At 72.0% G+C, this 18228-nt stretch carries 14 protein-coding genes and 1 tRNA gene; 11 read left to right on the top strand and 4 right to left on the bottom strand.

Annotated features, from left to right (window positions below; translation table 11 throughout):
- The first annotated feature begins 13 nt into the window (after positions 1–13).
- Positions 14–85 (top strand) — tRNA-Val (locus tag IE318_RS07885).
- Positions 86–174: 89 nt separating this feature from the next.
- Here the strand turns inward: IE318_RS07885 and IE318_RS07880 are convergent.
- Both IE318_RS07880 and IE318_RS07875 read right to left on the bottom strand, forming a co-directional pair.
- Positions 175–2322 (bottom strand): cellulose binding domain-containing protein, encoded by a 2148-nt coding sequence (locus tag IE318_RS07880; protein ID WP_189897996.1) that lies wholly within the window; start codon positions 2320–2322, stop codon positions 175–177.
- Positions 2323–2689: 367 nt separating this feature from the next.
- Positions 2690–3418, bottom strand: a complete 729-nt coding sequence (locus IE318_RS07875; protein ID WP_189897994.1) for a 3'-5' exonuclease — start codon at positions 3416–3418, stop codon at positions 2690–2692.
- 201 nt (positions 3419–3619) lie between these two features.
- Here IE318_RS07875 and IE318_RS07870 point away from each other — a divergent pair, with 201 nt between their 5' ends.
- From IE318_RS07870 to IE318_RS07855, 4 genes are all read left to right on the top strand, one after another.
- Positions 3620–4186 carry a DUF4365 domain-containing protein gene (locus tag IE318_RS07870; RefSeq protein WP_189897992.1) on the top strand — a complete coding sequence of 189 codons (567 nt, stop codon included), beginning with the start codon at positions 3620–3622 and terminating at the stop codon, positions 4184–4186.
- A complete protein-coding gene (locus IE318_RS07865) occupies positions 4183–5412 on the top strand; it encodes a hypothetical protein (RefSeq protein WP_189897990.1) in 1230 nt (409 codons plus the stop codon). The genes IE318_RS07870 and IE318_RS07865 overlap by 4 nt, the downstream gene beginning before the upstream one ends.
- A 680-nt stretch (positions 5413–6092) precedes the next feature.
- Positions 6093–8069 (top strand): threonine--tRNA ligase, encoded by a 1977-nt coding sequence (thrS, locus tag IE318_RS07860; protein ID WP_030166384.1) that lies wholly within the window; start codon positions 6093–6095, stop codon positions 8067–8069.
- A gap of 104 nt (positions 8070–8173) precedes the next feature.
- Complete coding sequence (locus tag IE318_RS07855; protein ID WP_030166387.1) at positions 8174–8722, top strand: HIT family protein; 549 nt, start codon at positions 8174–8176, stop codon at positions 8720–8722.
- 105 nt (positions 8723–8827) lie between these two features.
- On the opposite strand, the gene IE318_RS07850 is transcribed toward IE318_RS07855, so the two are convergent.
- Both IE318_RS07850 and IE318_RS07845 read right to left on the bottom strand, forming a co-directional pair.
- Positions 8828–10483, bottom strand: a complete 1656-nt coding sequence (locus IE318_RS07850; protein ID WP_189897988.1) for an AbeC-like domain-containing protein — start codon at positions 10481–10483, stop codon at positions 8828–8830.
- 247 nt (positions 10484–10730) lie between these two features.
- A complete protein-coding gene (locus IE318_RS07845; protein WP_189897986.1) occupies positions 10731–12929 on the bottom strand; it encodes an elongation factor G-like protein EF-G2 in 2199 nt (732 codons plus the stop codon).
- 263 nt (positions 12930–13192) lie between these two features.
- On the opposite strand from IE318_RS07845, the gene pgsA reads away from it, so the two are divergent.
- The 6 genes from pgsA (at position 13193) to pdxS (ending at position 18220) form a co-directional block, all read left to right on the top strand.
- On the top strand, positions 13193–13924 hold the full coding sequence (gene pgsA, locus IE318_RS07840; RefSeq protein ID WP_037868126.1) for a phosphatidylinositol phosphate synthase: 732 nt from the start codon (positions 13193–13195) through the stop codon (positions 13922–13924).
- The gene (locus tag IE318_RS07835; protein ID WP_189897983.1) at positions 13921–14838 is read left to right on the top strand and encodes a phosphatidylinositol mannoside acyltransferase; all 918 of its coding nucleotides are present in this window, start codon (positions 13921–13923) and stop codon (positions 14836–14838) included. The genes pgsA and IE318_RS07835 overlap by 4 nt, the downstream gene beginning before the upstream one ends.
- On the top strand, positions 14835–16013 hold the full coding sequence (locus IE318_RS07830) for a glycosyltransferase family 4 protein (protein ID WP_189897981.1): 1179 nt from the start codon (positions 14835–14837) through the stop codon (positions 16011–16013). Before IE318_RS07835 ends, IE318_RS07830 begins: the two co-directional genes overlap by 4 nt.
- A gap of 175 nt (positions 16014–16188) precedes the next feature.
- The gene (locus IE318_RS07825) at positions 16189–16737 is read left to right on the top strand and encodes a LemA family protein (protein ID WP_189897979.1); all 549 of its coding nucleotides are present in this window, start codon (positions 16189–16191) and stop codon (positions 16735–16737) included.
- 49 nt (positions 16738–16786) lie between these two features.
- Positions 16787–17131, top strand: a complete 345-nt coding sequence (locus IE318_RS07820) for a hypothetical protein (protein ID WP_189897977.1) — start codon at positions 16787–16789, stop codon at positions 17129–17131.
- A 174-nt stretch (positions 17132–17305) separates the two neighbouring features.
- Positions 17306–18220, top strand: coding sequence for a pyridoxal 5'-phosphate synthase lyase subunit PdxS (gene pdxS, locus IE318_RS07815; RefSeq protein ID WP_030166406.1), 915 nt, complete (start codon positions 17306–17308; stop codon positions 18218–18220).
- Positions 18221–18228: the final 8 nt, after the last annotated feature.

Here is an 18228-nt window from a genome sequence, read left to right as displayed (position 1 = left end):
TCAGTGCGTTCCCGGGCGATTAGCTCAGTGGGAGAGCGCTTCGTTCACACCGAAGAGGTCACTGGTTCGAACCCAGTATCGCCCACCGGGAAGAGCCGGTCCGCACCAAGCGGACCGGCTCTTTTGTCGTCCGGCACCGGGATCCGGGCCGCCCCGGATCCCGGCCGGCCCGGGTCAGGTCGTGGTGCAGACCGTGCCGTTGAGCGTGAACACCGTCGGCGGCGAGTACGCCCCGGAGTTGGCACCGGTGATGCCGAACGACACCGAGTTCCCGCCGTCGGCGGCCAGCTTGCCGTTGTACGACTCCGGGGTGGCGATCACGTTCCGGCCCGACTGGGTGACCTTCGCGTTCCAGTACCCCGTCACCGAGACCCCGCTGTCCGGGAAGGAGAAGGCCAGGGTCCAGCCGTCGATCGGGTTCGGCCCGGTGTCGGTGACGGTCACCTCCGCGTTGAAGCCGCTGCCCCAGCCCCCGATGAACCGGTACGACACCTCGCAGGTCGACTCGGCGGGTGACGTGGTGCGCACGGTGACCGGGGCCGAGGATCGTGACAGCCGTCCGTCGGCGTCCCTGGCCAGCACGTTGAGCGTGTACGTGGCCCCCGGGGACAGGTTGCGCACGGTCGCCGTGGTGGAGGTCGTGTCGGTGAGCAGTTCGCTGGTGGTGCCCTGCTGGCGGTAGACCTCGTACCGGACGGGGGTGCCGCCGGTGGACGGGGACCACGACAGGGTCGCCGTGGTGTCCGTGGCCGAGGTGACCTTCGGGGCGCCCGGTGCGCTCAGCGCGGAGGCGGTGCCGCTCTTCGGGTGCAGGGTGACGGTGGTGATCGAGTACGGCGGCAGTGCCTGGGTCCTGCCGTCGCCGGTGGCGGTGTCGATGGACGACGCCCGGTCGCGGAAGACCGCAACGTCGGCGGGGGAGCCGTCCGTCGTGTAGCCGCTCAGGTGGAGGTCCACGGTGTGCGACGCCGAGGGATCCTTGTTGATCAGCAGCACGCTCAGGTCGCCGTCGGCCTGCCGTACCGCGTGCGCGGACACCAGTTCGCTCGTGGACCCCGCGTTGACCAGCTGGTCACCGGGCCGGCCGGTCCGGCTCAGCATCTGCAGGGCGTAGTACGGCGGGAACGGGGTGTTGACCGGCGGCTCGCAGACGTCGCCGGTGCAGCCCCCGCTGGACAGCAGGCCCATGTCGCCGTAGTCGGTGGCCCCGTCGGGAGCGGTGGAGACGGCGCCGGGGCCGTTGTGGGTGTTCCACCAGTCCACCGTGAACACGCCGTTGGTGAGAGCCGTGAAGTACGTGTCGGCGGCGAACAGTGCGGTGGGCTGGGTGTCCATCAGGACGTTGGAGTTGGTCTCGGTCAGCGCGATCGGGGTGTCACCCGCGCCCGCCGCGTCCAGTTCCGCCCTCAGCTGCTGCAACTCGCCCGCGAGCTGGGACGGTGTGCCGAGCATCCCGGCCGCGTCCGAGCCGCCCGGGTACCAGTGCACGATGACGAAGTCGGCCTTGCCCGCCACGATCGGGATGACGGTGTGGTTCCAGTCGGCGCTCTCGCCGCTCGCCATCACACCGTCCGGCCAGTTGCCCGGGGTGGTCAGCACCGCGCCGACCTTGATGGTCGGGTCCACCGCCTTCATGGCGGAGACGTAGTCGACGACCCCGTGGGCGTAGGCGGCGGGAGAGGAGTCGGCGTGCTCGTCGGTCTCCCAGTCGGCGCCGTAATGGCCGTTGCCGTACAGCTCGTTGCCGACTTCCCAGTACTTGGCGCCGTAGTCCTTGGTGACGTTGGCGTACCGCACCCAGTCGGCCGCCTCCTCGGGCGTGCCCGAGCCGTAGTTGGCGATCAGGATCGGCTGGGCGCCCACCTTGCGGACGGTGCCCATGAAGGAGTCGAAGTCGGTGCCCGGTGCGACGTAGCCGCCGGGCGCGGTGTGCGTCTTCCAGTGGTAGATGTCGCCGTAGCTTCCGCCCGGGTAGCGGAGCATGCCGATGCCGGCGGCCTTGACCAGGTCCTGGGTGCCGGCGGTGTTCATGTTCGCGTCCCAGATCGCGCTGTTGAGCCCGTAGGCGGTGTCCGGGATGGTGCCGAGTCCCTGCCCGGCGTTGACGGTGACGTCGACCGCGTCGGACGTGCCGGTCGCGGTGGACGTGCCGGCGGCGGTGGACGTGTCGGCCGCGGCGGCCGAGACGAGGCCGGTGCCCGCGAGCAGCGCGACGGTCGCCGCCGCGGCCGCGAGGGCCCGGCGCGTGGATCTCCGTCTGCCCAGCGGTGTCCGGGCCCGGCGGCCCAGGGGTAGGGGGAGGTGCGGTTCAGCAACGTGCACGGCGGTTCTCACCTTCGTCGCGGTGGGGTCGAGGCGGGATGTGATGCGTGCGAGCGCCGTGATCCACGGTGGGAGGAGGTGAGGGAGGCTCGACCGACTCATGGGAGCGCTCCCATATTGTTACGAGCCGGTACTGTCGACTGTCAATAAGCGTGCGGGGGTGCAACCGTGGCAACAGGGGGTCGCCCGCGTCTCACCGGAGACGTGCCTGTGCGCCCGCCGGACCCGTCCTGGGTGCCCTGCTCGTCGGAGTCGTGCCCGTGCGCCCGCCGGACTCGCGCCCGTGCGCGCCGGACTCGCGCCCGTGCGCGCCGGACTCGCGCCGGTGCGCGCCGGAGACCGTCGGGCGCACCGGCGGAGGGCCGTGTCAGGCCGCGGCGGGAAGATCCGGCCGCAGGGGCCATGACGGGTCCACCGTCTCCTCCGCGCCGCTGCGCGCGAACCACGCCTGGAGGCCGCGGGCCTGTGCCGCGTGCCAACCGGTCTGCAGGGTGTGCAGTTCGGCGGGGGTCAGGCGGTCCAGGCGGGCCGCGAAACGGCGGCCGAGGGCGCGGACGACCTCGAGGGCGGCCAGCGCGTCCGCCGCCGCGTCGTGCGCGTCCGCCAGCTCGACCTCGTAGTGCGCGCACAGATCGGTGAGGGTGCGCCGGCCCTTGCGGTAGCGGTCCAGGTGCTTGTCCAGGACCCGCGGATCCAGCACGCACAGCGGCGACGCCTCGAACCAGCGGTCCAGCGAGGAGGCCCGGTGGCGGCGCAACTCCCGGTCCAGCAGCGTCAGATCGAACGGCGCGTTCATCACCACCAGCGGGCGGCCCAGCGTGGCCTGCTCCGCCAGCTCCTCGGCTATCTCGTACATCACCGGGGCCGGCCAGCGCCCGTTGCGGTGCAGATGGTCCTCCGTCAGCCCGTGCACCGCCGTCGCCGCCTCGGGCACCGGCACCCCCGGATTCACCAGCCAGCGGGCCGTCCGCGGCCGGGCGCCCGGGGCGTCCTGGACGACGACGGCGGCCGACACGATCCGGTCGGTCTCGACGTCGACGCCCGTGGTCTCGGTGTCGAAGGCGGCCAGCGGCCCCTCGTACCAGCAGCACGTCATGTCGACCACAACTCCTCGCTCACCCGCGGCAGCTGACGTACCGTCTTCTGCCCGTTTGGTGATACCCGGGCCGTTTGCGCCGTACGCCGGAAGGAGACAACAGGAGTACGGGTTTTTGCAGTTCACGGACCCGCAGCGGGGATGCGGGGAATCACCGGCAATTCACCCGGCAATTCACTTGGCGCGGAAGGCTATTTGGTCATGACGGTTGCGCAGCCCGAGCGGGGCGGGCTGCTGCCCGAGCGTGCGGGCACCCTGCGCGGCACACTCGCCACCACCGCCTGCATGGAGACACTGCAGGTGGGGTATCTGCACGCGGTCGCCGCGGCCGCCGGCTGCTCGCTGTCGCAGCCCTTCCCGGACAACGGCATCGACTGGCACATCAGCCACAGCGCGCCCGGTCACACCGTCGACGACGAGGTGACCATCAAGGTGCAGCTGAAGTGCACGTACCAGGTGCCGCCCCACCCGCCGGGACGTTTCTTCTCCTTCACCCTCGACAACGACCACCTCGCGAAGCTCGCCCGCACCCCGGTGTCCGTGCACAAGATCCTGGTCGTGATGATCGTGCCGCGTTCCCAGGACCAGTGGCTGCGGGCCGGGCACGACCGGCTCGACCTCAGGCACTGCTGCTACTGGGTCAACCTGGCCGGCCATCCGATCACCGGCCGGCACCGCACCAACGTGCGCATACCGACCTCGCGGATCTTCGACGACCGGGCCCTGTGCGAGATCATGACGCGGGTCGGGACCGGAGGCAGACCATGACGCACCGCCCCCTCGACGAGCCGTTGCGCCCGGTGCGCCCGCACCCCGTCGACGCCCCCTGGGACCGCCCTCCCCGGCCCGCCGACGTCGACCCCGCCGTGCTCGCCGCCCTGCTGCTGCGGCACGGCTGGCAGCGGCGCGGCGGAGCCGCCGGTCGCTACGGCCGCTGGACCCCGCCGGGGCCGGGCGGCGCCGGGACGAGTCTGCTGGTGCCCGTCAGCCGCGCCTTCCCCGACAGCGACGACCTGCTCGGCGAGGCGCTCGACGCCCTGGCCCGCAGCGGCACGCCGTCCGCCCATGCGGTGCTGGTCGCGCTCGCCGTGCCCAGCGACGAGATCCACTGGTGGCGGGACGTCCCGGGCGGCCCGGCGGGCACCGCGTCCTGGACCGTCGAGGAGCGGCTGCGCGGCGCCGCCCGGCAGATGCTGCTGGCCGCCGCGCTCGCCACGCGCGCCCGGGCCGGCTACTACGGCGCCCGGCACCGGCGCTCGGCCGCGGCCTCCCTGGACCACGTCCTCGTCGGTTCCGCGGCCGGCGGCCGCAGCCTGACCGCCTTCGTCCCGGTCGCCCCGGCCCGGCCGCTCGCCGTACGGCTCCACCAGGCCCTGTACGCCGTGCGCGAGGCCGTCGACTACCGGCGCGCCACCGGCGCCCTGGACGCCTTCGACGGCGCCGTACGGGCCGGTGCCAGCCGTGAGCTCACCGAGGCCCTGGTCGCGCTGGTGCGCGGCACCGAGGGAGCCAGGATCACGGTCGACTGGGCGCCCGCCGCCGGCGTTCCCGCGGACTGCGCCGCCGGGACCGTCGAGTTCTCGCCGGGCGACCGGCCCGTGCTGCGCGAGGCCGGCGCCCGCTATCTGCGCGCGGAGCCGTCCGTGCCCGTCCGGATCACCGGCACCGTGGTCCGCCTGCGCCGGTCGCAGCCGCACGGCGAGGGCACCGTGCGACTGCGGGTGATCTCCGGCGCCGAGGTGCCCTACGTCCGCGTGGCCCTGGAGGAGGAGGACTACCGCATCGCCGGCCACGCCCACCTGGTCGGCCTGCCGGTCCGCGTCCTCGGCCGCCTGGAGAGCCGAGGCGGCTTCCGCCGCCTCACCGGCGCCTGCGAGGTCGCCCCGGTCCAGGTGGACGACGAGGAACGCGACCGGCTGATGAAGTCCCTCCAGGAGGACACGGACGACACCGACTTCTTCGACGAACCGAGAGACCCGGAGGACCGCGACTGAGCGGCGGGGCGGGGAGACGGGGCGCGGGTCGGCGGAGGACAGGGCGGGAGCGTGGGGTGCTGGGCGCTCCGACCGGGCGGCTCCGGGCGCAGGCGGGGGAGGGTCGGGCGCGGGCCGGTGGATCGTGGCACTGGCTGCGGCTGATTCGCGCTCGGGAGGGCCGGGCGGCGGCCGGGGTGTCATTGGGTGGGGCTAGGGGGTGTCGCGTCGATCACGCCGGGCTCGCGGGCCCTGACACCGCGCCTCGCCGCGTTGTCGTCGGTCGCCATGGCTCCGCCATGACGCCCTCCTCCGCCTTGCGATCCTTTCCCCCACTGCCTGAACGGCGTGGGAGGTACCCCCACCACCAACCACCGCTCCCTGATCCGGCCTCATCCAACCCCGCTCCCTGATCCGGCCTGATCCGAACGAATGGCCCTGGGAGTGGTGTGCGCGCCGGCCGGGCGGCTCCCGGCTGAGGCCGGGAAGAGCCGAGCGCGGGCCGGTGGAGCACGTACGGGCGAGGGCCGAGGGCCCGGGGGACCGGGCAGCGGCCGGGTGGCGCCGGGCGCGGCGGAGACCGTGACCGGGCGGCGGGGCGGGGAGACCGTTTCGCGGTCGGTGGGGTGGGGTCGGTACGATCGCTTATTGCGCGCGCTCCCGGTATGGCGCCGCACCCCACCTGCAGTCAGGAGAGACCGGTGTCAGACGTCCGTGTGATCATCCAACGCGATTCCGAGCGGGAAGAGCGCACGGTGACGACGGGCACTACGGCCGCCGACCTCTTCGCCGGCGAGCGCTCGATCGTCGCCGCACGCGTCGGCGGCGAGCTGAAGGACCTCGCCTACGAGGTCAAGGACGGCGAGACCGTCGAGGGCGTCGAGATCTCCTCCGAGGACGGCCTGAACATCCTGCGCCACTCCACCGCGCACGTCATGGCGCAGGCCGTGCAGGAGCTCTTCCCCGAGGCCAAGCTGGGCATCGGCCCGCCCGTCAAGGACGGCTTCTACTACGACTTCGACGTCGACAGGCCCTTCCACCCCGATGACCTCAAGGCCATCGAGAAGAAGATGCAGGAGATCCAGAAGCGGGGGCAGAAGTTCTCCCGCCGCGTGGTCACCGACGAGCAGGCCCGCGAGGAGCTGGCGAACGAGCCGTACAAGCTGGAGCTGATCGGCCTCAAGGGCTCGGCCTCCACCGAGGACGGCGCGGACGTCGAGGTCGGCGCCGGCGAGCTGACGATCTACGACAACCTGGACGCCAAGACCGGCGAGCTGTGCTGGAAGGACCTCTGCCGCGGTCCCCACCTGCCCTCCACCCGCCTGATCCCCGCGTTCAAGCTGATGCGCAACGCGGGCGCCTACTGGCGCGGCAGCGAGAAGAACCCGATGCTCCAGCGCATCTACGGCACCGCCTGGCCGTCCAAGGACGAGCTGAAGCAGTACCTGGACTTCCTCGTCGAGGCCGAGAAGCGCGACCACCGCAAGCTGGGCCACGAGCTCGACCTGTTCTCCATCCCCGAGCAGATCGGCTCCGGACTCGCCGTCTTCCACCCCAGGGGCGGCATCGTCCGCCGGGTCATGGAGGACTACTCGCGGCGCCGCCACGAGGAGGAGGGCTACGAGTTCGTCTACACCCCGCACGCGACGAAGGGGAAGCTCTTCGAGACCTCGGGCCACCTGGACTGGTACGCCGACGGCATGTACCCGCCCATGCAGCTCGACGAGGGCGTGGACTACTACCTCAAGCCCATGAACTGCCCGATGCACAACCTGATCTTCGACGCGCGCGGCCGCTCCTACCGCGAACTGCCGCTGCGCCTGTTCGAGTTCGGGACCGTGTACCGGTACGAGAAGTCGGGCGTCGTGCACGGCCTGACCCGCGCCCGCGGCTTCACTCAGGACGACGCGCACATCTACTGCACCCGTGAGCAGATGGCCGACGAGCTCGACAAGACGCTCACCTTCGTGCTGAACCTGCTGCGCGACTACGGTCTGACCGACTTCTACCTGGAGCTGTCCACCAAGGACCCGGAGAAGTTCGTCGGTTCCGACGATGCCTGGGAAGAGGCCACCGAGACCCTCCGCCAGGTCGCCGAGAAGCAGGGCCTGCCGCTGGTCCCGGACCCGGGCGGCGCCGCCTTCTACGGCCCGAAGATCTCCGTCCAGGCCAAGGACGCCATCGGCCGAACCTGGCAGATGTCGACGATCCAGCTCGACTTCAACCTGCCGGAGCGCTTCGACCTGGAGTACACGGCCGCCGACGGCTCCAAGCAGCGCCCGGTCATGATCCACCGCGCGCTGTTCGGCTCCATCGAGCGGTTCTTCGCCGTGCTCCTCGAGCACTACGCGGGTGCGTTCCCGGCGTGGCTGGCCCCGGTGCAGGCGATCGGCATCCCGATCGGCGACGCGCACGTGGAGTACCTGGAGAAGTTCGCCGCGGAGGCCAGGAAGAAGGGCCTGCGCGTCGAGATCGACTCCTCCTCGGACCGGATGCAGAAGAAGATCCGCAACGCCCAGAAGCAGAAGGTCCCCTTCATGGTCATCGCGGGCGACGAGGACATGGCGAACAACGCCGTCTCCTTCCGCTACCGCGACGGCTCCCAGGAGAACGGCATCCCGATCGACGAGGCCATCGCGAAGATCGTGAAGGTCGTCGAGGACCGCGTACAGGTCTGATCGGCGACGGCGGCGGCCGCGGCAGCCGTACGGCCCGGCCCCCGGTGATCTGCCTCACCGGGGGCCTTGCCCTTCGCCGGGGCCCGACGCCATATGCTGCACGCATGACGCGTGAGCCGGAGCAGCAGATCGGAGTGGGTACGCAGGACGCGTTCCAGCGCCTGTGGACGCCCCACCGGATGGCCTACATCCAGGGCGAGAACAAGCCGAGCGGCCCCGGGGCCGGAGACGGCTGTCCCTTCTGCGCCATACCGGCCAAGTCCGACGAGGACGGCCTCATCGTCCGGCGCGGCGAGCAGGTGTACGCGGTGCTCAACCTGTACCCGTACAACGGCGGCCACCTGATGACCGTGCCGTACCGCCACGTCGCCGACTACACCGACCTCACGGAGGCGGAGACCGCCGAGCTGGCGGAGCTGACCAAGCAGGCCATGCGGGCCCTGCGCACCGCCTCCGGCGCCCACGGCTTCAACATCGGCATGAACCAGGGCACGGTCGCCGGCGCCGGCATCGCGGCCCATCTGCACCAGCACATCGTGCCCCGCTGGGGCGGCGACACGAACTTCATGCCGGTCGTCGGCCATACCAAGGTGCTGCCGCAGCTCCTGGCCGACACCAGGAAGATGCTGGCGGAGGCCTGGCCGACGGCGTGAGCCGGGCGCCGGGGGAGTCCGGGGGCGGAGCTCCCGGAACGGTCACCCGCAGCCCCCTGAACGGTCATCCGCCTCCCCGCCCGGTCGCCCTGACCGCCGGAGGCGTCACGCGTCGTACACGTCCGCCTTCTTCGGGATCACGTCCTGCACATTCCCGCTGAGGATCGACGAGCGGGTGCCGAACTTCTCCACGTCCACGCCGTTCTCCCTGAGGGTCCTGAGCGCCGCCGCGTGCACCACCCGCAGCACGGGGGTGGCGGCGCGCAGCGCGTCGTCGGCCATGAAGCGGTGGCGCCAGGGCTGGTCGGCCCAGGCGTGCCGCAGGCCGAACGGCTCGGGGAGGGTCAGGCTGCCGCCGAGCCAGTTGAGCAGCGGCGGGTACCAGGTCAGGGGCGCGCGGGCGGCGAGCCGCACCACCTCGTCGGTGTCGACCAGGGGCAGCTTCACCTTGCGGGTCTCCCAGAAGCGGAACGGCTTCTGCACCTCCTTCTCCTTGGCCGCCGGCTTCTCGTTGAACAAGGGGTTGAGCGGGCCCAGGGCGTGCCCGGTGACCTCGATGCGCAGGGTCTCGTGGAGCACCGTCACGGTGATCAGCATGGTGATCACCAGGTGGCCGTCCCACAGCGTCCACTGCACGCCGAGGTAGTGCCGGTCGCCGCTGCCGAACTGCTGCTTGTTGCAGATGTCCTGTATGGCGTGCGTCCGGATCGTGTACGCCTCCACGTCCGTGCCGCTGGGCCGGGAGACCTCCTTGGCCTTCTCCCCGATGGGGGTGACGATCCAGTGCGTGATGGACGGCTTGGTGAAGCCACCGGTGTTGATCGGGGTGCGCTCCAGCATGGCCAGCCCGCCCTGGATCGCGGTGATCACGTCCCAGCTGCGGAACGGGTGGAAGTCCTTGCCCGGCTCCGCCGAGACCAGGTCCTCGGCCAGCTGCCAGCTGCCCCACCGTGTGCCCATGCCGAGTATGCCCTTGGGGCCGGCGTAGAAGACCGAGTTGGACCGCTGCTCGGCGCTGAGCCGGGCGAGCTCCTTGCGGACCTGCTCGGCCGCGTCGCCGGGGTTCCCGGGCACCGCCTCGGGGATCTTGGCGCCCACGGCGCCGCCCGACACCAGGCTCTCCCAGCGCCCCCGAAGGTCCCGCGCGGTGCGCTCGCAGATCTGCCGGGCCCAGAACCAGCCGACGACCGGCATGACGACCGCCGCGCGCGCGTACCACCCCCAGAAGCCGTGGAACGGCAGCCTGATCAGGAACAGCACGGCGAGCGCGCCCACGGCGACCAGCACCAGCGTGGCGAGCAGGCCGGCGCGCTTGTCCTCCCGCCTGCTCATCGTGGTGCGCAGGGTGAAGACCAGCAGCCAGACCAGGAACCCGGGCAGGAAGAGCACCCCGCACAGCACGGTCACCGCGGTGAGCCAGTTGTCGCGCTCACGGCGGATGCGGTGGGCCGCCAGGCAGTGCTCGACGACGACCTGCGGTTCCAGGCCGAAGGACTGGATGAGCGGCTTGCGCCCGGCACCCAGCATGCGGTCGATCACCGCACGGGAGTAGGCCTCACCGAGCAGCGGGCGGAAGATCTTCGCCCACGGGCGCGGCGGCTTGACCTCGGACTGGTGCCATTCGTTGTCGGCTTCCTTGATCCGGGCCACTTCGTCGTCCCGGTAGGCGGCCGCGGCCAGCGCGTAGGTCGCCGCCGTCTGTCCCGCCGCACCCGACAGGGGCACCTGCGCCCCGGGACTGAAATCGAATCCGTCCGTCACTGACCGCCCCCACTGCCGCCGCGTCCGCACCCGCGGCCCGTCTGACAATTCCCGCCGGATATCAGGCAGGCCCTTGCGGCCTTCCCGACTTCCCTGCCCCGCACACCTGTTGATCAGGTCATCAGCGTATCCGCAGCGACTGACACGCGGAGGCGGACGGCCGAAGCCGCCCGCCTGTCAGGGCTGTTGCGGAGCGAAGCGTTCCGCAGCCTTGCGCGGACGCCCGGTTGTGCGCCGGGCGTGCCGACTACGAGGCCTCGCGCTCCTGTTCGCGGACCCGGTCGGCGACCTGCGGCGGCATCGGCTCGTGCCGGGCGTAGCAGCGGTCGAAGCGGGCCGTGCCGTGCGACAGGGACCGCAGGTCGACCGCGTACCGGCCGATCTCGATCTCGGGCACCTCGGCCCGCACCAGCGTGCGCCCGCTGCCGACCTGTTCGGTGCCCAGCACCCGGCCGCGCCGCCCGGACAGGTCGCTCATCACGGCGCCCACGTAGTCGTCGCCGACCAGCACGCTCACCTCGGCCACCGGCTCCAGCAGATGGATCTTCGCGTCCGCCGCGGCCTCCCGCAGCGCCAGCGCGCCCGCCGTCTGGAACGCGGCGTCGGAGGAGTCCACCGAGTGCGCCTTGCCGTCCAGCAGCGTGACCCGGACGTCGATCAGCGGATACCCGGCGGCGACCCCCTTGGCGGCCTGGGCGCGCACGCCCTTCTCCACCGACGGGATGAACTGCCGGGGCACCGCCCCGCCGACGACCTTGTCGACGAACTCGATGCCCGAGCCGCCCGGCAGCGGCTCCACCTCGATCTCGCAGATCGCGTACTGACCGTGCCCGCCGGACTGCTTGACGTGCCGGCCGCGCCCCGCGGACCGGTTCGCGAACGTCTCCCGGAGGGAGACCCGGTGCGGCACGACGTCGACCTGGACGCCGTACCGGCTGCGCAGCCGTTCCAGGGCGACGTCCGCGTGGGCCTCGCCCAGGCACCACAGGACCACCTGGTGGGTGTCCTGGTTCTGCTCCAGGCGCATCGTCGGATCCTCGGCGACCAGCCGGGACAGGCCCTGGGAGAGCTTGTCCTCGTCGGCCTTGCTGTGCGCCTGGATGGCCAGCGGCAGCAGCGGGTCGGGCATCTCCCACGGGGCCATCAGCAGCGGGTCGTCCTTGGCGGAGAGGGTGTCGCCGGTCTCGGCGCGGCCCAGTTTCGCCACGGACGCGAGGTCACCCGCGACGGCGTGCGTCACGGGCCGCTGCTGCTTGCCGAACGGCATCGACAGGGCGCCGACGCGTTCGTCGACGTCGTGGTCCTCGTGACCGCGGTCGGTCAGCCCGTGCCCGGAGACGTGCACCGTCTGGTCGGGCCGCAGAGTGCCGGAGAAGACCCGGACGAGGGAGACCCGGCCGACGTAGGGGTCGGAGGCGGTCTTGACGACCTCGGCGACCAGCGGCCCGTCCGGGTCGCACGGCGCCAGCTCGCGCGGCTTGCCGTCGAGCGTGGTGACGACGGGCGCCTCGCGCTCCAGCGGGGTGGGGAAGCCGCGGGTGATCAGTTCCAGCAGCTCCACCGTGCCGATGCCCTGTTTCGCGCCCTCGGCTGCTGGGGCGGCGGCCAGCACGGGGTGGAAGACCCCGCGCGCGACGGCCCGCTCCAGGTCCTTGATCAGGGTCTCGAGGTCGACCCGCTCGCCGCCGAGGTAGCGGTCCATGAGGGTCTCGTCCTCGCTCTCGGAGATGATCCCCTCGATGAGCCGGGCACGGGCCTCGTCCATCCGCGGCAGCTGGTCCTCGCCCGGTTCGGACTCCTTGCGTTCCCCGGTCGAGTAGTCGAACAGCTTCTGCGTCAGCAGCCCGACCAGTCCCGTCACGGGCATGTGCCCGTCGGGGCCCTCGGGGCCGTGCAGCGGCAGGTAGAGCGGCAGCACCGCGTCGGGGTCGTCCGCGCCGAAGGCCTCGGCGCACACCCGGGTCATCTCCTCGAAGTCCGCGCGGGCGGCCTCCAGGTGGGTGATCACGATGGCCCTCGGCATCCCGACGGCCGCGCACTCCTCCCACACCATCCGGGTCGAGCCGTCCACACCGTCGGAGGCCGAGACGACGAAGAGGGCCGCGTCCGCCGCGCGCAGACCGGCCCTGAGCTCCCCGACGAAGTCCGCGTAGCCGGGGGTGTCCAGAAGGTTGATCTTGATGCCGTCCCATTCCACCGGCACCAGGGAGAGCTGCACCGAGCGCTGCTGCCGGTGCTCGATCTCGTCGTAGTCGGAGACGCAGCCGCCGTCCTCGACGCGGCCCGCCCGGTTCACCGCTCCCGCCGTCAGCGCGAGAGCCTCCACCAGAGTCGTCTTGCCCGAACCGGAGTGGCCGACCAGCACCACATTCCGTAGGGACGTGGGTTGGTCGGCCGCCATTGCCCTGCCGGCGGCTCCGGGATGTGTGTGCGCCTTGTCGCCCATGATCCTGCCTCCCGTGCACGGTGAGGTCACTGTGGGCGCGGACACGCGGCACCGCGTCACTGGCGGCTCCTGCGACGCCCGCGGTTGATTCGAGCTTTCCACTCCCGTCATGCCGCGTCCATACGAACGACCCGATCCCGCCCCGACCGGCCGTCACACACCGTGAACCGGCGCACGCGAGCCGCGGCCGCGCGCCCCGGGCCGGGGCCGCCGAGCGGGCCCGCGGGTGCCCGGACGTCACCCACGCGCGCGCGTGGCTACGATTGGGCCCGCCGGTGGCCAGCAGGGGCCGCCCGGCGACACCGACCCTCGGGAAGGCCATGCTGAACAAGTACGCGCGTGCATTCTTCACGCGTGTCCTCACACCGTTCGCCGCGTTTCTCATCCGCCGGGGCGTGAGCCCCGACACGGTCACGCTCATCGGCACCGCCGGAGTGGTCGCGGGCGCGCTGGTCTTCTACCCCCGGGGCGAGTTCTTCTGGGGCACGGTCGTGATCACCCTGTTCGTGTTCTCCGACCTGGTCGACGGCAACATGGCCCGCCAGCTCGGCCGCTCCAGCCGCTGGGGCGCCTTCCTCGACTCCACCCTCGACCGGGTGGCCGACGGCGCGATCTTCGGCGGTTTCGCGCTGTGGTACGCGGGCCGGGGCGACGACAACGTGCTGTGCGCGGTGTCGATCTTCTGCCTGGCCAGCGGCCAGGTGGTGTCGTACACCAAGGCGCGCGGCGAGTCGATCGGCCTGCCCGTGGCCGTCAACGGGCTGGTCGAGCGCGCCGAACGGCTGGTGATCTCACTGGTCGCGGCCGGCTTCGCGGGCCTGCACAAGTTCGGCGTGCCCGGCATCCAGTACCTGCTGCCGGTCGCGCTGTGGATCGTCGCCGCCGGCAGCCTGGTCACGCTGATCCAGCGGGTCGTCACCGTCCGCCGCGAGTCGGAGGAGGCGGAGGCCGCCGCCGCACGGCAGGAGAACCAGGGGAGCGGGGCGGCGACATGACCGCCCGGGACCGCCTCACCGACGCCCTGTACGGCCTGGGCTGGGGCACCGTCAAGAAGCTGCCCGAGCCGGTCGCCGTGCGGCTCGGCCGCGCCATCGCCGACCTCGCCTGGAAGCAGCGCGGCAAGGGCGTGCTGCGGCTGGAGGCCAACTACGCGCGCGTGGTGCCCGACGCGAGTCCCGAGCGGCTGGCCGAGCTCTCCCGCGCGGGCATGCGCTCGTACCTGCGCTACTGGATGGAGTCCTTCCGGCTGCCCGCCTGGAGCCCCGAGCGCGTGCGCACCGGTTTCGCCCCCAAGGACGTGCACCACCTCACCGACGGGCTCGCCTCCGGCCGGGGCGTCGTCCTCGCCCTGCCCCACCTGGCCAACTGGGACCTGGCCGGCGCCTGGGTGACCACCGAGCTCCGGACGCCGTTCACCACGGTCGCCGAGCGCCTGAAGCCCGAATCGCTCTACGACCGGTTCGTCGCCTACCGCGAGGGCCTCGGCATGGAGGTCCTGCCGCACAGCGGCGGTTCCGCGTTCGGCGCGCTGGCCCGGCGGCTGCGCGCCGGCGGCCTGGTCTGCCTGGTCGCCGACCGCGACCTGTCCGCCTCCGGGGTCGAGGTGAAGTTCTTCGGCGAGACCGCCCGCATGCCGGCCGGACCCGCCCTGCTCGCCCAGCAGACCGGCGCCCTGCTGCTGCCCGTCACCCTCTGGTACGACGACTCACCCGTCATGCGGGGCCGCGTCCATCCCCCGATCGAGGTACCCGAGACAGGTACACGGGCCGAGAAGACGTCTGCCATGACACAGGCGCTGGCCGATGCCTTCGCCACGGGGATCGCCGACCACCCGGAGGACTGGCACATGCTGCAGCGCTTGTGGCTCGCGGATCTCGAGCCCCGCCCGGCCGACGGGGAGCGGACGTGAGGATCGGCATCGTCTGCCCCTACTCCTGGGACGTGCCGGGCGGTGTCCAGTTCCACATCCGCGACCTCGCCGAGTACTTCATCGGCCTCGGCCACGAGGTGTCCGTCCTCGCCCCTGCCGACGACGACACCCCGCTGCCGCCCTACGTCGTCTCGGCCGGCCGCGCGGTGCCGGTGCCGTACAACGGCTCGGTGGCCCGGCTGAACTTCGGCTTCCTCTCGGCGGCCCGGGTACGGCGCTGGCTGCACGACGGCCGGTTCGACGTGATCCACATCCACGAGCCGACCTCGCCCTCGCTGGGCCTGCTGACCTGCTGGGCCGCGCAGGGCCCGATCGTCGCCACCTTCCACACCTCCAATCCCCGGTCGCGGGCGATGATCGCCGCGTACGCCATCCTCCAGGCCGCACTGGAGAAGATCAGCGCGCGGATCGCCGTGAGCGAGTACGCCCGGCGCACCCTCGTCGAACACCTGGGCGGCGACGCGGTGGTGATCCCCAACGGCGTCGACGTCGACTTCTTCGCCCGCGCCGAACCCCGGCCCGAGTGGCAGGGGGACACGATCGGCTTCATAGGCCGCATCGACGAGCCCCGCAAGGGCCTGCCGGTGCTGATGAGGGCCCTGCCGAAGATCCTCGCCGCCCGGCCGCAGACCAGGCTCCTGGTCGCGGGCCGCGGCGACGAGGAGGAGGCGGTCCAGTCGCTGCCGAAGGAGCTGCGCTCCCGCGTGGAGTTCCTCGGCATGATCAGCGACGGGGACAAGGCGCGCTTCCTGCGCAGCATCGACCTGTACGTCGCCCCGAACACCGGCGGCGAGAGCTTCGGCATCATCCTCGTCGAGGCCATGTCCGCCGGTGCCCCGGTCCTCGCCTCCGACCTGGACGCCTTCGCCCAGGTCCTGGACCAGGGCAAGGCCGGCGAACTGTTCACCAACGAGGACGCGGACGCCCTCGCCGACGCCGCCGTACGCCTCCTCGCCGACCCGGCCCGCCGGTCCGAACTACGCGCCCACGGCAGCGCCCACGTCCGCCGCTTCGACTGGTCGACGGTGGGCGCGGACATCCTCTCGGTGTACGAGACCGTGACGGCCGGAGCGGCGGCGGTCGCCGCGGACGACCGGGTCACGGGCCTGCGGGCGCGACTGAGGGCGGGGAAGAGCAGCCCGTCCGGCGTCTGAGGACCAGGGGATACGGGGGGAAATCCAGCCCGTCCCGCGTTTGAGGACGAGGCCGTTCAGGTCGAAGCGGGGGTCCGGGGGCGGCAGCCCCCAGGGGCCGGCGACCCCGGCCCACGGCACCTGACACCCACGGTCGGACAAGGCCCCCGCTGCCCCGGCGGAGCGCCCTGTAGCCTTGCCGCCCGTGACCGCAACGCTCATCTGGATCCTTGTCGCGCTGGTCCTCATCGGCCTGTATCTGAGCTGGACGGCGGGTCGGCTGGACCGGCTGCACGCGCGGATCGACGCCGCACGTGCCGCGCTCGACGCCCAGCTGCTGCGGCGCGCGTCGGTGGCCCAGGAGCTGGCCACCTCCGGAGTGCTCGACCCTGCCGCCTCGATCGTGCTCTACGAGGCCGCGCACGCCGCCCGGCAGTCCGAGGAGGAGCAGCGGGAGGTCGCCGAGAGCGAGCTGAGCCAGGCGCTGCGGGCGGTCTTCGCCGAGGCACAGCAGGTGGAGGCGGTCCGCGAGGCGCCCGGGGGTGAGGAGGCCGCGCACGAGCTGACCGAGGCGGTGCGCAGGGTGCCGATGGCCCGCCGCTTCCACAACGACGCCGTCGGCGCGGCCCGCAGACTCCGCGAGCACCGCAAGGTGCGCTGGTTCAGACTGGCCGGGCACGCCCCGTTCCCCATGGCCTTCGAAATGGACGACGAGCCGCCGACGGCCCTGGCGGACCGCCAGTAGCCTCCGCCGCGGCCTCCGCCGCCGAGCGCGGGACCTGCTGGGACCGGCGTTGCGCGACCTGACCGCCTGGCTGACCAGGCGTCCCCTCGCAGGGCCCGGCGAGGTCGTCATCGGCCACTCGGCGGCCCTGCGTAGCTCGGTGTTCGCCTTCGTGGGCATGGAGGTGGTGGTCGAGGCGCTCATGGACGTCTCGATGATCCCGCCCGCCTGGCAGCCCTTCCACCTGGTCTGGATGGCCGTCCTCATCGACCTCACCCTGTTCTTCGCGGCTGTCACCCGGCGCCGTCCGCACCGGCTCACCGCCGGCGCGCTGACGATCCGCGCCGGGCTGTTCGACGAGGTCGTGCTTCCGCTGAGCGCCGTACGGCCGGTCTCACCGCCCACACCGCCCTGACCAGGGCCGTTCAGGAGTTCGGGGACCGGTAGGCGGGCACCCCCGCGGGGGCGCGAAACGGGCGCGCGCGGGGAAAAGGATCCACCGGGTTCCCATTGGCCCTTGCCGTGGACTGGTCCATTCCCGTTTCCTCGTCGGTGCACCAAACCCTCTTTTCACCGAGTGAGGTCACCCGTGTCCACCACGCTTTCCGACTCCGCCCAGACCCCCGAGACCGGCACCGCCCGGGTGAAGCGCGGCATGGCCGAGCAGCTCAAGGGCGGCGTGATCATGGACGTCGTCACGCCGGAGCAGGCGAAGATCGCCGAGGACGCGGGCGCCGTCGCCGTCATGGCCCTGGAGCGCGTCCCCGCCGACATCCGCAAGGACGGCGGCGTGGCCCGCATGTCCGACCCGGACATGATCGAGGGCATCATCGACGCCGTCTCCATCCCGGTCATGGCCAAGTCCCGCATCGGCCACTTCGTCGAGGCCCAGGTGCTCCAGTCCCTCGGCGTCGACTACATCGACGAGTCCGAGGTCCTCACCCCGGCCGACGAGGTCAACCACTCCGACAAGTGGGCCTTCACCACCCCCTTCGTGTGTGGCGCCACCAACCTCGGTGAGGCCCTGCGCCGCATCGCCGAGGGTGCCGCGATGATCCGCTCCAAGGGCGAGGCCGGCACCGGCAACGTCGTGGAGGCCGTCCGCCACCTGCGCCAGATCAAGAACGAGATCGCCAAGCTGCGCGGCTTCGACAACCACGAGCTGTACGCCGCCGCCAAGGAGCTGCGCGCCCCGTACGAGCTGGTCAGGGAGGTCGCCGAGCTGGGCAAGCTCCCGGTGGTCCTCTTCTCCGCCGGTGGCGTGGCCACCCCGGCCGACGCCGCGCTGATGCGCCAGCTCGGCGCCGAGGGCGTCTTCGTCGGCTCCGGCATCTTCAAGTCCGGCGACCCGGCCAAGCGCGCCGCCGCCATCGTGAAGGCCACCACGTTCTACGACGACCCGAAGATCATCGCGGACGCGTCCCGCAACCTCGGCGAGGCCATGGTCGGCATCAACTGCGACACCCTCCCCGAGACCGAGCGCTACGCCAACCGCGGCTGGTAAGGCACTGG

The organism is Streptomyces spiralis, from assembly GCF_014654675.1.
GTDB classification, from domain to species: Bacteria; Actinomycetota; Actinomycetes; order Streptomycetales; family Streptomycetaceae; genus Streptomyces; species Streptomyces spiralis.
Note: the sequence above shows the minus strand (reverse complement) of the source record. Positions and strands in the feature narration are given on the sequence as shown.

Bases quoted from the DNA above. Each gene is read 5' to 3' on its own strand.
- IE318_RS07835 (WP_189897983.1), top strand. From the start codon at position 13,921: ATGACCGCCCGGGACCGCCTCACCGACGCCCTGTACGGCCTGGGCTGG.
- IE318_RS07875 (WP_189897994.1), bottom strand. From the start codon at position 3,418: ATGACGTGCTGCTGGTACGAGGGGCCGCTGGCCGCCTTCGACACCGAG.
- IE318_RS07865 (WP_189897990.1), top strand. From the start codon at position 4,183: ATGACGCACCGCCCCCTCGACGAGCCGTTGCGCCCGGTGCGCCCGCAC.
- IE318_RS07855 (WP_030166387.1), top strand. From the start codon at position 8,174: ATGACGCGTGAGCCGGAGCAGCAGATCGGAGTGGGTACGCAGGACGCG.
- IE318_RS07870 (WP_189897992.1), top strand. From the start codon at position 3,620: ATGACGGTTGCGCAGCCCGAGCGGGGCGGGCTGCTGCCCGAGCGTGCG.
- IE318_RS07845 (WP_189897986.1), bottom strand. From the start codon at position 12,929: ATGGGCGACAAGGCGCACACACATCCCGGAGCCGCCGGCAGGGCAATG.